The sequence below is a fragment of the Streptomyces humicola genome (genome assembly GCF_024436035.1).
In the GTDB taxonomy this organism is placed as follows: domain Bacteria; phylum Actinomycetota; class Actinomycetes; order Streptomycetales; family Streptomycetaceae; genus Streptantibioticus_B; species Streptantibioticus_B humicola.
This window is the reverse complement of sequence record NZ_JANFNG010000011.1, coordinates 148,839-164,333: the sequence shown is the minus strand read 5'-3', so window position 1 is coordinate 164,333 and position 15,495 is coordinate 148,839. Positions and strand designations below refer to the sequence as shown.

Here is a 15,495-nt window from a genome sequence, read left to right as displayed (position 1 = left end):
GCGCTGCTCCTTGGGCGCCACGGGAGTTGAGGTGGGATCAGGGCGACTCAGCCCGCACCGCACCGTTGGCCCTAACCATGACGGAGGCGTGTTAGCGCTGTCAACGTATTCTCTGATAGGCAGGTAATCGAATTTGTGTACACACGCAGGTTCGGAATCCGGGGCAGTGCTCGACAGCTGACGGGCGTCGAGCTCGGGCTGGGCTGTACTGCGCGTGCCGGCCTTGGTGACCTCCAAGGCCGGGTGCGGGAGTGCCGACGATGCCTCACAGAAGGCCGGAGCGGCGCTGCTCCGGTTGCGACCTGGGACCGAGGCGTGTTTCCGCCCAGACGGTCTTCCCGCTCGGCGGGAACGGTCGCGTACCCCAGCGGTCAGCCAACGCATCCACGAGGAGCAGGCCGCGGCCGGACTCCTCGTCCGCCCCTGCGCCGTTCCGGCGCGTGGGGTGACGGTCGCCGCGGGCGTCGGTGACCTCGATGCGGAGGGTGTCGGTCGAGGCGTCGAGCGTCAGCGCGAGCCGGAAGTCACGGCCCCTCACGCGTGCGTGCAGGACCGCGTTGGCGGCCAGCTCGGCCACGATCAGCACGGCACGTTCGGTGACGTCGGGCTCCGCCGACCAGGCCCGCAGTTGCTCGGCGGCGACCAGCCGGGCGAGGCGAGCCCCGCCCCGCGTGGAGGGCAGCAGCTGGGCGAACGCCCGTACGGTGGGCGGGATTTGGGGCGTGGTTGCGCTCATGTGGCCACGGTGGCGGGCGTCCACCGGCGTTGGGAAGCGGCACGCCCCGTACGGTGCGTCAGCGTACGGGCACGTTTGGTGGACCGTACGCCGGTCTCTCCGTCACGCTGGGTGAGTCGATCGCGGGACGTCGCACACAGCGCCAGGTACAGCACCGGGAGGGGCCGCGCATGACAACCGACAACGCCGAGGTGGCCGGTAACGTCGACTGGGAGCGGGAGCCCGATCCCTCGGACAGTCTGCGGACCTTCGGGGCCGTCGTCCAGGCCCTACGCGAGCATGCGGGCCTCAGCCGGGCCCAGTTCGCGGAACGCGTCCGCTTCTCCAAGCACACCGTGGAGTCCGTGGAGTTGGGCCGCCGCATGCCCGACGAGGCCTTCGTGGAACGGGCGGAGGAAGCCCTGGGCAACACGGGCGCGTTGCGGAAGGCGGCCCGGTACCTGACGCGGGGCGAGGCCGGGCTCGCGGTCTGGTTCCGGCGGTGGGCGCGGCTGGAGCGGGTGGCGGTGAGCTTGTGTACGTATGAGTGCCGGCTGGTGCCGGGGTTGTTGCAGTCGGAGGGGTATGCGCGGGCGGTGTTCGACAACAGCATTCCGCTGCTCACCGATGACCAGTTGGAGGCCCAAGTCACCGCTCGGTTGCAGCGCCAGAAGATGCTGTCTGAGCGTCCACACGTCCCATTCAGCTTCATCGTGGAGGAGTCGGTCTTCCGAATGCGGCTCGGAGGTGCGGAGGTGATGCGGCGCCTCTTCGACTATGTGCTGGAGCTCAGCGCACAGCGCAACGTCACGCTGCAAGTCGTGCCGCTAGAGGCCGAGGTACATGCATGTCTGGACGGACCGGTGCAGTTGCTGGAAACGCCAGAAGGGAAGCGCCTTGCGTACTCAGAAGGGCAGCAAAACGGACGGCTGATCGCCGACGTAAAAGAGGTGAGCCTCCTCCACCAGCGCTATGACACACTGCGCTCGCAGGCCCTCAACCCCAAAGACTCACGGGGCCTGCTGGAGCGACTGCGAGGAGAGCTATGAGCACGAGAGAACTCGCCTGGTTCAAGTCCAGCTACAGCGGCACGCAGGGTGACAGCTGTGCGGAGGTCGCCGTCACCGAACAGGCCGTCCACGTGCGGGACTCCAAGGACAAGGATGGCCCGGAGCTCACCATCGGCCGCGACGAGTGGGTGCAGTTCGTGCGCTTCGCCGCGCACGGCTGAGCCCTTCGCGGGCCCAGCCGCACGTCGGTGGAACCTCACCCAGCCTCGGGCCAGGGCTCGTGACGCGGGCCCTGGCCCGGGGGCGGAGTGAGGGTGGAGGTGTAGTTCTCGCCATCCACGAGAGGGTTCTCCAGGCTGAGCCCGGCCGCCACCATGCGGTCGTACTCGGCGAGCACCATGCGCTTGGTGCGGTACTCGCCATACTTGGCGATCTCGTTGTTCTTCAGGCCGCCGCCCGAGTCGGTCTGGAAGGCCTCCAGTATGTATTCCGCATCATCGGGGCTGATCCCGTAGAGGTGGAGGAAGTACGCGTCCAGCTCAGCGCGGATCACGCCACGACGCTCCTCGTCCCACCGGAAGGGGGCGCCAGCTTCGCCGAGATCACGGGCAAGTGGATCCATGTCATAGGCGGTATAGACAAGTTCGAGGACCCGCGGAATGAGGAAGGACAAATGGGGGGTCAGCGACTCTGGTGTGGGAACGGGAAGCTGCTTCCATATGAATAGACCCATACTGGTGCTGCCGATCTTCTGCCGACTCACGTAGTCGAAGACTAGAGAGCTTTGGGCCGCGATCAGGGCCGCGGCGAGGTCGGGCGACACACGCGGAAGCATCAGCGGGAACTTGTGGCCGACGGCAGTTCGGGGGAGGAAGGCGGGAATGGCCGTGCGCTCGTTCGTCGAGGCGGTGACATCGCACCAGCCGCAGAGCCACTCCCGGTCCCATTTCACCTCGTCCAACCGAACGCTCACGCCCGCAACCGCGACGTCTCTGTCCTTCCGCCGGGTGGGGATGAGGCCGCGCTCGGCGATCCAGTGTATGGGGAGGGCGAACCGCCCAGCGTCTTGGAGCTCGTCCTGGCGCAGATAACGGGGTTGGTTTTGGCGGTTAACTGCTGTCTCGCTCTTCACGACATCGGCGGCGCGATGGTTGAAGAAGCCAACCATCTTCGCCTCGTACAGTGGCAACATCCGCTGCGCGCCCCGCACGAAGACATTCCCCTCCAGTTCCCATCCCTCCCGAAACAGGGCCTCGCGGGTACGGAACAGATCGGAGTCGTCAGTCATATCAAAGAGGCGCTTAAAGGCAATACCCCAGGGGTTTCCATCTTTCTTCGTCTCATTCCATAGCACCGGAATTTGCCGATAGATGGCCGCTGTAAGGTCGGCATCTCGCCGCGAGCGGAAGATCGGGAGCGTTCCGGTGTTTGGGTTGATGAGGTTGATCTCCTCTGGACTGAGCGCGAAGAGGCGGCCTGCGTCTTCGAGGTCCGAGGTGTCGTAGAGAAAGAATGCGAACCTGGCGGCGGGTTCGGCGAGACCTCGACCCGCGAGTGAGAGCAGACAGAACTTGTAGCGAGAATCTACGCCTTCGAAGAGGCTCTTCCTGTTCTCGAAATCGTAGAGAGAGGCCAGCGCGCCGCGCTGGGTGAAGTCATTGAAGAGATGCTGGGCGCCCGCGCCTGTGGCAATCGCGGTCGGGATGATGGCACCGAAGCGGCCCTTGGGTGCCACGATCGTTGCGAACCGTTCAGCGAACAGTTGGTCTGTCTGAAGAGAGTTGACCCCTTTGACAGTCAGCCCCTTCGCGCACAAGGGAAAGGAACGGGAGCTCGAGGCGAACAGGAACGTCGATTTCACCATACGTCGCGCCGCCCGGTACCGCCCGCCCGCCTCCGGATTCTCTCGTTCCCATTCGGTGATCCGGGTGCGCCTGGCAGTCCCTGAGATCACAGCGACTGATGGCTCGACTACGCTGAAGTACTTCTTGTCCTCAAAGTCGACCTTGTCCCACGGTGGGTTGCCCACAACGCAGGAGAATCCACCGGCCCATCCCGCCGCAGGTTCAATGTCTGAAGCCGCTTTGCTGCCCTCGACGACGGCGAAGACTTCGGGAAACTCCAGATGCCAGTGGAAGAACTTGTACTGCTGGGCAAGACGGATGATTTCGTCGTTGGTGGTGATGGGTATGCCAGCACTGGGATTCTGGAGGTCGCGGAACACGCCCTCGGTGACAGGTGTCGGTGCCCCCTGGACCTTGGGCCAGACAAAGGCGGCACACCAAGCATCAGCGATGTGGAGGGCGTGGAGGTAGCTGGCGGACTGCTCCAGGTCACGGAAGCGGCTCGACTGAAGCCGCACGTCGCGAAGGGTGTCCGTAGGGGCGGAAGTGATGTCCCGCAAACTCGCTGCGAAGGTGGCGTTGGACACCCACATGCGCTCTTCGGTGTGAAAGCTCAACTGGCCACCTCTCTCAGAGGCGTTCCGAATCTTCAAGCGTTCCGCGATCTTGTTTTCATCCCCCTCAATCGGCTTGAACGCGTCATCCGGGATGCCCCCGGCCAGCAGCGCAGGCGTCGCCCCGATCAGCGCGTTCCCGTGCTTCACATGCGCGTCCAGGAAGCCCAGCGGCTTGCCCGGCTCCAGGGCCTCCAGCCACAGCGACACCTTGGCCAGTTCAACCGCCATGGGGTTGAGGTCCACGCCGTAGATGCACCGCGCGACGACCTCATGCAGTGCGTGCCGTACGGCATCGAGCGTCGGCTCAGGGTTCTGTTCCCGTACCGCAGCCACCCGCTTGGCGATGCGACGAGCCGCAGCCACCAGGAAGTGGCCGGAGCCGCAAGCCGGGTCGCAGACCGTCAGCGACAGCAGCTCCTCCACGATGGCGTCGCGGGGGTCCGGCTGCCCCGAGCGCGTTGCGCGGATCTCACCGCGCTTGACCGCGCCGTCGATGACCGGGTCCAAGGCCGAATCAAGCAGGCAGTCGATGAGCGAGGAAGGGGTGTAGTAAGAACCCGTCGTCTTGCGGGCGTTGCCCGCCAGCTCCACCAGCTCAAAGGTGCGGTCGGTCGCGTTGTGCTTCGGCACGAGTTCCAGCAGGGACTCGTAGATGGAGCCGAGCTCCTCGGCGTCCAGGTGGCGGTAGTCAACGACACGGTTCCGCTTGGTGCCCGCGTCGCGCACGATTGACAGCGCGCGAACCGCCTCCAGCAGCGGCTCGTTGGACAGGGCCAGCCCGTGCAGGACCTTGTCCGCCTCCGTGTCATCGAAGATGCCGCCGAGACCGGGCAGGCCCAGCTCGGGGCGGCCGTCGTCGTTGGCGAGACCGGACAGGACGAAGCGCAGCGCCCGGTACAGGTCGCCGTGGGCCGTACCCCGGCGCCGCTGGGCGTGGCGCCGCAGCCGCGCGGACGAGAAGTACTTGGCGTACCGGTCCTTGGCCGTCTCGTCCGCCGCCGGGGACAGCAGTACGTCGCGGTCCTCGGCCACGAACAGGAACAGGAGCCGGTAGACCAGGCGCAGCAGCGCGTAGTGGAAGGTCTTGACGTCCAGGTTCTCGCGCAGCTCGCGGTTGTCGGGGTGCTTGAGGAAGCCCGTGCCGAGCGTGGTGATCGCCGTCTGGACGCCCTTGCGGAGCTGGTCCAGCGCCCGCGTGCCCGAGGCGATGGCCTCCGTGCGCCACTTCTCCAGCCAGCACGCCGAGGGCGCAGCGTCCTCCGCGACCTCGAAGCGGGAGACGTGCAGCAGCCGGTACAGCAGCACGAACTCGCTGAACAGCTCACCGTCGAAGATCGCTTCGAGGTCGAACTCGACGTACGAGGCGGTGGCCAGCGCGCTGGAGTCGCGCAGCAGGCGGACCTGTCGGCCGTTCGTGAGTATTCCCCACAGGTGGGCCTCGGTCCGGTTGAGGCATTCCTGGAGCATCGACTGCGGCGGGACCGTGCCCGCGCCGCCAGGGCGCTTGTCCAGGTCGGCGTTCCATGCCGTCTGGTGGATGAGGGCGTGCCGCCAGCGATGCGAGACCTCGAACCTCTTCTCCGCGTCGGAGTCGGCCGTAACCCCCGCCGCGCCCACCGACGTCAGCCGCCCGAAGCCCAGCTCGCGCCAGAGCGGCGCCAGCCAGTCGGCCTGGGCTATGCCCGTGGGGTCGGCGGCCGGGAGGCCCGTTTCCGGGTTCTCGGGGAGCCGGGTGCGGAGCTCGCGCCAGAGCGGCTTGAGGTACTCCCAGCTGCGCTCGGCCTCGTCCCGTACCGAACGGGACGACGGCAGGCCGTACTCGGCGGGCTTGGCGCCGGGGACGTCCTTGCCCTCGGATATCCGGACCAGCATGTCGGCCGGCAGCAGTGCGCCGACCGTGTGGACGGCGGAGAACACCTGGTTGCGGGTGGTGGCGGACATCAGGCGGACACTCCAGCGGAAGCGGCGGAGCCGGGTGCGGCACCGGCGACGGAGGCGGCAGGCATGGCGGGCAGGTAGACGTAGGCGCCGAGGATGTCGGCGGGCTTCTGGGCCGCGACGGACAGGCCCCGGACGATCTCGCCGGACGCGGCGCGCACCCGGCGGTGGGAGGCGTCGAGCTCGGCGGCCAGTTCGTCGCCGTGCGCCGCCAGGTGGTCCGAGACGTCCGGGAGGCGGCCGAGGATCCGGGTCATCGTGCGCTCGCCGAAGTGCCGGTCGGTGTTCTCCGAGGCCGAGGCGTCCAGCAGGGCCAGGGCCTCCTCCTGCGACAGCCACACCGCGTTCTTCGGGGAGCCCTGGAACGCCAGCAGGCGGGCGTCCTCCGCGACCAGCTGCTTCTCGCCGCTGCGGGAGGGCAGCGTGAGGTGGAAGCGGTAGCGGACCAGGAGCAGGGTGGTGAGCGTGCCGACCGCGTCCGTGGTGATCACGCCGCAGCGGCGGGCCGGGCGCGCGCCGTCGGCCCGGGTGTCCAGGGCGGCGTTCAGGACGTGGGCCGCGAGGGCGCCGATCACGGGGTCGGTCCGCACCAGCGCCGCCTCGCCGCGCGCGACCGCGGGGTCGGTGCGGAACGGGATCGGGCGGTCCTTCTCGATCACCTCCGCGCCGACGACCGGCGCGAGCGCGTCCCGCAGGCCGGCGGGGGTGCCGCCCACCTCCGCGGTGAAGTCGCCGTCAGTGTTCCCGCGGAGTACCGCGTTCAGCGCGCCCAGCGACTCCCGTACGAAGGTGTGGATCTCGCCCGCGCCGCCGAGGGCCTCGCGGATCGCGGCGACCTCGCGGGCCACCTCCTCCGGGTGGATCGAGCGCTGCGCGAACCGTGAACGGGACGCCTTCTCGCGCTCCGCGGCCGAGTTCCAGTCCTTGTCCAGGTCCGCGAAGCTCTGTTGGAAGGCGTCTGAGCCAAACAGGGCCTGCTGCTCGCCCTGCCGCCCGCGCAGCAGCAGCCACTCGACGATCGCGTCCGTGACGCCGGTCGACATCTCGTCGGGTACGGAGACGGAGATGCCGAGGTCCTTCTTGATCTGCCGGTGCTTCTTGATGAGGACGTCGAGGACCTTGCCGTCGATGCCGTTGTCCTCGCCGTACAGCGTGATGACGCGGACCTGGTCCCTCTTCTGGCCGTAGCGGTCGACGCGGCCCTCGCGCTGGTCGTGGCGGGTCGGGTTCCAGGCCAGGTCGTAGTGGACGACGGCGTCGAAGTGGTGCTGGAGGTTGACGCCCTCCGACAGGCAGTCGGTGGCGATGAGGACGCGGCGGGCGGCGGCGTCCTCGCCGGCCTCCTCGGCGAGCTGCTCGATGCGCTCGATGCGCTGCTGCGGGGAGAGGGTGCCGGTGACCGCCTTCACCACGGTCTTCGCGCCGAGCGGGCCGCGCTTCTTCGTCTCCGGGTCGTTCGCGAGCTGGGCGGCCAGGTACTCCGCCGTGGGTATGTAGCGGCAGAACACGATGGGGTTGTGGCCGTCGGCGAGCAGCGCCTTGAGGTGCTTGATGAGCGCCTTCAGCTTCAGGTCCTGCTCCGGGCCCTCCAACTGCACGGCTCGGTCGGCTAGTTCGGCCAGCCGGGAGCCCGCGTGCTCCTCGGTCTCAGCGCCGGGCGCCACGTCCATGCCCTCCAGCGCGTCGCTGTCCGCCGAGTCGCTGGTGAGCGGGGCGCCGAGCCGGTCGGCCTCCTCCGCAGACGCCGCAACCGCCGCGGCCGAGCGGGTCCGAAGAGTCTGCGCGGCCGCCCTCGGCGACGACACCAGCGAACGCAGCAGCGCGATCGCCGACCACCAGGCGATCCGCGCCTCCCGCCGGCCCTGGTTGTCGGCCGCCTCGACGCGCTCACTCGCGTACGCGATCGCGTCGTCGAGCAGGGCGCGGTAGGCCGGGGACAGCTTGTACGTCTCGTCCTTGAAGTAGCGGTCCGAGGGGAACGCCGTGCGCTCGGCGAGCGAGTCGTCGCCGAGGCCGTCCTCCTTGGTCAGGTACTGGCGTACGTCGGCGCGCTTGCGGGCCACGAAGTGCTGGGCCAGGAGCTTCCGGCCGCCCTCCGAGTCCAGGTTCACCGACGACAGCTCCGGCTTGACCAGGCCGAGGAGGTTGCGGAACGCGGACTCCTTGCCGCTGTGCGGGGTCGCCGTGACGAGGAGCAGGTGCCGGGTGGCGTCCTCGGCGACGCGGCGCAGGAGCTCGTAGCGGAGCTGGTTCTGCGATCCGGCCGAGGTGTCGTCGGCGGCCACGCAGGTGTGCGCCTCGTCGACGATCACCAGGTCGGGGCAGTGGCGGACGAAGTCGTCGCGGTGGCGCGTGGACTTGATGAAGTCCGTCGACACGATGACGTGCGGGTACCTGTCGAAGAGGGACTGGCCGAGGTCCAGGCCGCGCTCCAGCCGGGAGACCGTGGAGGCGAGGACGAGCTCGGCGTCGATGCCGAACTTGGTGCGCAGCTCCTGCTGCCACTGCTCGGCGAGCGCGGGGGAACACAGCACCGCCAGGCCCGTGGCCTCGCCCTGCGCGAGGAGTTCGCTCGCGATCAGGCCCGCCTCGATGGTCTTGCCGATGCCGACGTCGTCGGAGATGAGCATGCGGACGGTCTGCTGTCGCAGGGCCATGAGGAGCGGCACCAGCTGGTAGGCGCGCGGCTCCACCGCGATGCCGGCGAGTGAGCAGAACGGTCCCGCGCCGGAGCGGAAGCCGACCCGCAGCGCCGTACGCAACAGGCCCGCCGCGCGCTGGTCGCCGAGGTCGCCCGGTTCCGGTGGCGCGAACTCGGCGCCCCTGATCTCTTCCAACGCCGGGAAGACCGCGGCGATGTCGTCGTCCGAACCGCCCAGCGGGCGCAGCACCAGCAGGTCGGGCTCGCTCTCGGGGAGCACCACCCATTCGCGGCCGCGGGCCCTCACCAGGGATCCGGCGGAGTACGTAAGTGCCATGTCAGTCGTCAAGTCCTCGTGCAGAGCGATGGGGTCAGTTGGCGGCGGGCGTGCCGAAGTAGCGGCTGTTCGCAGCGGCGATGGCGTCCCAGTCCGCGCCGTGCGGGAAGCGGACGACGTCCCAGCGGGCGCTGAACAGCCGGTCCTCGGCGTCCTCGTCCCGGAAGGCGTCCCGCTCCTCGTCCGCGGAGTCGACGAAGACGGCCAGGTTCACGCCGGGCAGCCGGTACACGAAGTCCGGGGTGGCGTTCGCCTCCGTGAGGAACGTGCCGGGCTCGTCCGGCAGCCGCAGGCCGCGGGCCTTCACCCAGCCCAGGAAGTCGCCCTGCGCCGCGAGTTCAGCGGCCGACGTCTCGACCGGCGTGAGCGCGGCCGGGGGCTGGGCGGTGGCCTGGTCGAGCAGCCGCCGGTACTGCTCCGACCGCGACTCCCCGCGGGACTCCCGGTGCGCCGTCGCCGAGGCGAGCCGCACCAGCAGGTCGCGCGCCGAATGGCGGTTGATCAGGGCGTGGTTGAGCTGATTGCCGTAGGTCAGCAGGCACTCGTAGCAGCCGAGCGCGCAGGCCCGGCCGGGACGGTGCTCCTCGCCGCCGCGGTCCTCGCCGCCCGGCCCGAAGTGGCAGATGGCGAGGGCCTGCTGGGCGGCCTTGGCCAGGGCGTCCTGCTCCGCCTGGAGGCGGCGCAGCACACCTGCTCCGCCCTCGCTGGCCTCCATGAACAGGATGCGGTTGCGCGGACCGCCGTCCGGCGGCAGCAGTTCACCGGTGAGCTCGGCGTCCTCCAGCTCGAACGCGGCCTCGATGCCCCGCTCCAGCGCGTACATCAGGGAGAGCGCGACCGGCTCGGGCAGCGGCTCGTCGAGGGTGACGACGAGGATGTTGCGGCGGTCCTCCACGTAGGGGATGACACGCTTCTTGCGACGCCGCTCGTTGCCGTCCGCGTCGATCACCGGGAGCTCGCTGGAGTCGCCGGAGGCCTCGGCGGCGTCCTTGTCGTTCATCCAGCGGCCGTCGGCCATGTCCAGCCAGTAGCCCGCCGGTTCGTCGCTCTTGGCACGGACCCGACCGATGTTGGTGATCCGCACCGTCGCCGAGTCGCCGTACGTGACCGTGGCCAGTTGCCCGCCCGAGGCGTCGGCGATCGACGCGTTCAGGCGGCCCTTGCGGGTGCCGTGGTCGTGGAAGCGGTACGAGGTCTCCAGCTTGAAGCCGGCGCGGCGCCGCTCCTCCTCGTCCGAGGAGATGCGTTCGCGGCGCGTGGTGTACACGGTGTGCAGGTGCAGCAGGCCGTAGGTCGCCGAGCCCAGCCGCTCCTTGCACATCTCGCAGTTGTCCTCGCGCTCTTCGGGGTCGTGGTGGTAGCCGCAGTGGGCGCAGCGGCGGGCTTCACTGGTCGCCAGGTCGCCTGAGGAGTCGGGCGGCAGCTGGATGCGGGTCACCTGGTAGCGGGCGCCCTCGTGGTAGATCAGCGCGCCCGGGCCGAACTCGCGGATGGCGAGGAAGCGGGGCCGCTGGAGGAAGTCGCCGTCCCCTCGGCGGCGGCCGACCGTAGGGATGTATGCGGCGAGCGGGAGGCGCGGGAAGCTGTAGCCGGGCAGGAAGCCCTCGGACGCCAGATAGCGGTACGGGTTGAAGTCGGAGAGCACGGACTTGCTGTCGACGCTCTCGTTCATCAGCAGGTTCAGCTGCGTCTCCGCCTCGCGGCGGCGGGCGTTGGCCCGGTTGCGGTCGCCCTCGGTGAGGGTGTAGTCGAGGCGGCGCTTGTTCTGGATGTACTGGTCGTCGAGGGCGGCGCGGAAGAGCTTCCGCCAGCGCTCGAAGGCGTTGTCGAACCGCTCCGGGACCGTTCGTACCCTGTCCTGGATCCAGTCGTCGTGCCACCAGGTGGTCTCGGCGAAGTCGGGCAGCAGCGGGCCGAGGACGCGCAGTGCGGCGTCGACGGTACGGCGCTGGGCGCTCTCGTCGAGGGAGGCCGCGAGGATGTCGGGCAGCAGCCCCAGGGCCGGTGCCGGACGGTCGCCGGTGTCCGGGTAGGACACATCGAGGACTTCGGGGATGGCGCGGCCCAGCTTCAGGCCCGCCTCGGCTATCCAGATGCCCTGGAGGTGGGAGAGGACCAGGTCCTCGTTGGCGAGGTCCAGGCGCGGCGGGGCGACCGCGCCCGCCACCATGCGCTCCGAGCGGCGGAAGTAGTACTCGTCGTGGCTGTTGCCCGTGGCGCAGTACGTCGTCACCAGGGCGGGCTGGCCGCTGCGGCCCGCGCGGCCCGAGCGCTGCGCGTAGTTGGCGGGCGTGGGAGGCACGTTGCGCATCATCACCGCGTTGAGCGAGGAGATGTCGACGCCCAGTTCCATCGTCGGTGAGCAGTACAGCAGCTTCAACTCGGCCTTGCGGAAGGCGTCCTCACGCTTCTCCCGCTCCTCCGGCACGACCTGCGCGGTGTGTTCGCGGGCGAACAGGCCGGACAGGGCGCCTGCCGCGTCCCTGTACAGGTCCCGGAAGAAGGTGTTGACGCGGGGGCCGTCGCCGCTGGAGTAGGTGCGCGTCAGCGGGTCGTGAGCGCCGGTCTCGCCCTTTCCGGCCCGCCAGATGAGCGACTGGGCGGCCACCCGGTAGCCGGTCCGTACCGGGGCGGAGGGCCGCCGGTAGCGGCCGGCGCTCCCCCTGCCCCGCGGGGGGACCCCCCGCGGGGCGTCCGCGACCTCCTTCACCAGGCCCGCCGTGGCCAGGACCTTGAGCAGCTCCTCGATGACCAGCTGGAGGTCGTCGGGGCCGAGTTCCTTGAAGGACGCGTCCGCGCGCCGCAGGTACTTGCCGAACTTGCCGCGCGCCGACAGGAAGAGGGCCGAGCGGTCCGTGCCCGGTCGGGACGGGTGCGGATAGGCGGTGCCGACCCGCGGCTTGTCGGAGGCGGAGAGCACCCAGGGGTCCGCCAGCCGCTCCTCGCTCGCCCGTTGGAGCGCGTCGAAGTCGTCGCGGAAGTAGGACACGTCGACGGCGAGGGAGCGGCGCATCTCGTCGAGGAGCGTCCTGGTGATCTCCGCGCGCAGCGCCGGATCCGCGTCGCGCAGCGCCTGGTGCGTGTCGGCCCACCGGTCCTGCTTCTCCGCGACCCAGGCCAGGTCCGCGTAGTCGATCTCCAGCAGGCCGGTCTGCTCCAGGTTCGGCATGGTGATGCGCCAGCCGCGCTCCAGGTCGAGGTAGAGCCGGAAGGCGATCACGTCGCGGAGCGTCCTGGCGGCGTTGCGGGCGAGCGACGGCGGCAGCTCGCTCTGCCCGGTGTAGTCGGCCGGGTCGATGGCGAGCGCGCTGGTCACCGCGGAGGCCAGTTCCTCGTGGTGGATGCCGTCCTCACCGGCGTCCACCGCCGCCCGGTACAGCGCGCCGCGCAACTGGGTGATCTGGACGAAGTCGTTGAAGTGGCCCGCCTGGAGGGAGGCGTCCTGCCGGTTGTCGACGAAGGTGAGGAGCTTGCGGGCCTCCTTGTCGAGTGCCTCCTCCGGCACCGACTTCAGCGAACGCACCACCGAGGCGGAGATCAGCGAGGTCGCGGAGGACCGTCCCTCCTGGGCGAGTGTCGCGAGCTTGGCGAAGTCCCGGCCGCGCGTCTGCTCGTACGCCACTGCGCAGTGCAGACAGAACAGGAAGGGGGACGGTATGAAGGCGGCGCGGAGTTCGCCGCGCCCCTCGTAGCCGAACGGGTCGACGGTGACGGCGCGCGGGACCCGGTCCCGGTACGCCTTCTTCACGACCTCCTGGCCCTTGTCGTCCAGCTCCAGCCAGGACTCGGGCAGCCGGCGGTCGTCCACCGCGTACTGCACGTTGGACGGCCACTCCCGTTCGTGGTCGACGTAGAGATAGCCGTCGCCCTGACGGCCGCCGGTCGCGGAGGTGTCACGTCGCGCCTCGTACCGGACCTCGCCGTCCTTCTCGTTGCGCCACACCGTCAGATACTCCTGACCGCACTCACGGCAGAACGCCAGCGGCATCAGCAGCTTGCCGTCGCTGCCCGGCTGTTCGAGCTGGTAGGAGCGGGTGAGATGGCGGGAGAGCTTGTCCTCCAGGGTGACGTACACGGTGTCGCCCTTGGAGAGGAACTGGTGGAGCCGGAAGGCGAACAGCGGTCGCTCGGTGACCGGATGCAGCGCCTGCGAGCCGGCCTCCAGGGTGGCGCGGATCGCGTCGGCGCAGGCGTCTTCGCTGACCCCGGACTGCTCGGCCAGCTCCTTGGCGGCGACCTCGATCTTGGTGGGCCGCCGTCGCACGAGGCGTCCGGTGGCCTCGTCCGTGGCCAGGCCGAAGCGGGTCTCGATCCAGCGGGCCAGCGGGTCGCGCACCAGATCGTGGTACGAGCGCGGGGCGGCGGGCGAGGTGAGGCGCTGGGCGGGGACGGTGTCGGGCGTTTCGCCGGTCGCGCGGACGAGGGTCTCGCCGATGACGTGCTCCGGGCTCACCGGCGTGCCGAACAGAGTGCTCGCCACCTGGGCGACGACGTTCCTCTGGTCGTCGAGGGTGCCCTCCGTGGACATGGTGGCCGATGTGCCGATGCACTGCAGGTTCTGTGCCTGGCAGGCCTCGCGGACGCGTCGTATCAGCAGGGCGACGTCGGCTCCCTGCCGGCCGCGGTAGGTGTGCAGCTCGTCGAAGACGAGGAACTCCAGGCCTTGGGCCATCTTGATGAGGCTGGCCCGGTCCGCGGGACGGGTCAGCATCAGTTCGAGCATCACGTAGTTGGTGAGCAGGATGTCCGGCGGGTTGTCGCGGATCTCCTTGCGCTTCTCGTCGTCCTCCTGGCCGGTGTACCGGGCGAAGGTGACCGGTTCGCGACCTGCGCCGTAGCCGTCGCGGAGGTACTTCTCCAACTCCTTGAGCTGGCTGTTGGCGAGCGCGTTCATGGGATAGACGATGATCGCCCGCACGCGCCTTGAGGCGCTGGGCCCCCCGGCGTCCCGCTCGTGCAGCACCTTGTTCACGATCGGAACGATGTACGCGAGCGACTTGCCGGAGCCGGTGCCGGTGGTCAGCACGTAGGACGCACCGGAGTTGGCGGCGTCGACGGCTTCACGCTGGTGCTGATGGAGGGTGAGCGGGCGGCCGTCGGGGACCGTGCCGTTCTCGGTCTTGTTCGCCTGGAAGATCCGGGCGCACTCCTCGTGCAACACGCCCTGCCCCGCCAGTTCCGCGACGGTGCCACCACCCTTGAAGAACGGGTTGAGGGAGAGCCACGGGTCCGGCCACTGCGACTTGTCGTTCAGGTCCTCCTCGACGAAGGCGGCGATGCGGTCGTCGCGGATGACCGTGCCGCCCTCGGTGAAGGAGCGGTAGTCCTTGATGAGCGCGCGGTGGACGCCGAAGACGTCCATGGCGGAGCCGGAGGCGGTCACTGGAACCGGCTGCGCGGTGGGAGCCGCCCCGGCGGGGCCCTCGCCGACTGCCGTGCCGCACAGCAGGCGGGTGGGGTCCAGGGCGCTCCAGTGCGGCAGATGGGTGGTGTTCTCGTCCTGCCCGGCCAGCGGCAGCAGGGCGTCGCGGACGGCCACGGCGTCCACCGGACGGACCGCCGGGTCCTTGGCGAGCAACCGGTCGATGAGGCGGGCGAGTTCGGCGGGTATCTCGCTGCGTATCACCCCGATCGGTGTCGGTGCCTCCCCAATGTGCTTGCGGGCTAGTTCATACGGAGACTCGCTGGTGAAGGGGGGTACGCCGACGAGCATCTCGTACAGGACACAGCCCAGCGCGTACAGGTCGGCGGCCTGCGTGACCTGCTTGGCCTGGAACTGCTCGGGAGCCATGTAGCGGGCGGTCCCCACGCTGACGCCGGTGCTGGTCAGCCGGGCCTCGTCGGGGTCGTCGACTATGCGGCCCATGCCGAAGTCGAGCACCTTGACCGTACCGCCGCGGGTCAGCATGGCGTTGGCGGGCTTCAGGTCGCGGTGGACGATGTCGGCGGCGTGCGCTGCGGCGAGGCCATCGGCTATCTGGGCGCCGATGGCGGCGGCCCAGGAGACGGGGAGCTGTGACTCCTCCTCGATGAGGTCGCGGAGCGTCTCGCCGTCCAGGAACTCCATTGCGAGGTAGGGCAGACCGCTGTCCTCGGCGATCCCGCCGGCGATGAGCCGCGTGAGGTTGCGGTGGCCGAGGCGGCGCATGATGCGCACTTCGCGGGCGAAGCGTTCGACGGCCTTGGGGTCGGTGTCGGTGTCGATCCGGGTGCCGGTGCGACGCCGGAGGATGGTCTTGATGGCGACCGTGCGCTCGGGGGCGCCCTCAGCGGCCTGCAGATCCTCCGCCTGGTGGACCTCCCCCATGTTGCCCTTGCCGACGACCCGTCCGACGCGGAATCTGCCATCGATCAACTCGTGGCTCATGGGCACTCCTTCACCCCTTTATCGCA

At 69.4% G+C, this 15,495-nt stretch carries 6 protein-coding genes; 2 read left to right on the top strand and 4 right to left on the bottom strand.

All coding sequences use genetic code 11. The features are described 5' to 3' along the window. Positions 1 to 265: 265 nt before the first annotated feature. On the bottom strand, positions 266 to 736 hold the full coding sequence (locus tag NGB36_RS16580; RefSeq protein WP_255921061.1) for an ATP-binding protein: 471 nt from the start codon (positions 734 to 736) through the stop codon (positions 266 to 268). 170 nt (positions 737 to 906) lie between these two features. On the opposite strand from NGB36_RS16580, the gene NGB36_RS16575 reads away from it, so the two are divergent. Both NGB36_RS16575 and NGB36_RS16570 read left to right on the top strand, forming a co-directional pair. Beyond that, entirely contained in the window at positions 907 to 1,764 is an 858-nt protein-coding gene (locus tag NGB36_RS16575) for a helix-turn-helix domain-containing protein (RefSeq protein WP_255921060.1), read from the top strand. Then, entirely contained in the window at positions 1,761 to 1,946 is a 186-nt protein-coding gene (locus NGB36_RS16570; RefSeq protein ID WP_255921059.1) for a DUF397 domain-containing protein, read from the top strand. The genes NGB36_RS16575 and NGB36_RS16570 overlap by 4 nt, the downstream gene beginning before the upstream one ends. A 35-nt stretch (positions 1,947 to 1,981) precedes the next feature. Here NGB36_RS16570 and NGB36_RS16565 read toward each other — a convergent pair whose 3' ends face one another. The 3 genes from NGB36_RS16565 to NGB36_RS16555 are packed head-to-tail and all read right to left on the bottom strand — an operon-like array spanning position 1,982 to position 15,469. Then, a complete protein-coding gene (locus NGB36_RS16565) occupies positions 1,982 to 6,127 on the bottom strand; it encodes an Eco57I restriction-modification methylase domain-containing protein (protein ID WP_255921058.1) in 4,146 nt (1,381 codons plus the stop codon). Next, complete coding sequence (locus tag NGB36_RS16560) at positions 6,127 to 9,102, bottom strand: DEAD/DEAH box helicase (protein WP_255921057.1); 2,976 nt, start codon at positions 9,100 to 9,102, stop codon at positions 6,127 to 6,129. Before NGB36_RS16560 ends, NGB36_RS16565 begins: the two co-directional genes overlap by 1 nt. Positions 9,103 to 9,136: 34 nt before the next feature. Beyond that, positions 9,137 to 15,469, bottom strand: coding sequence for a protein kinase domain-containing protein (locus NGB36_RS16555; RefSeq protein WP_255921056.1), 6,333 nt, complete (start codon positions 15,467 to 15,469; stop codon positions 9,137 to 9,139). Between the last annotated feature and the right edge of the window lie 26 nt (positions 15,470 to 15,495).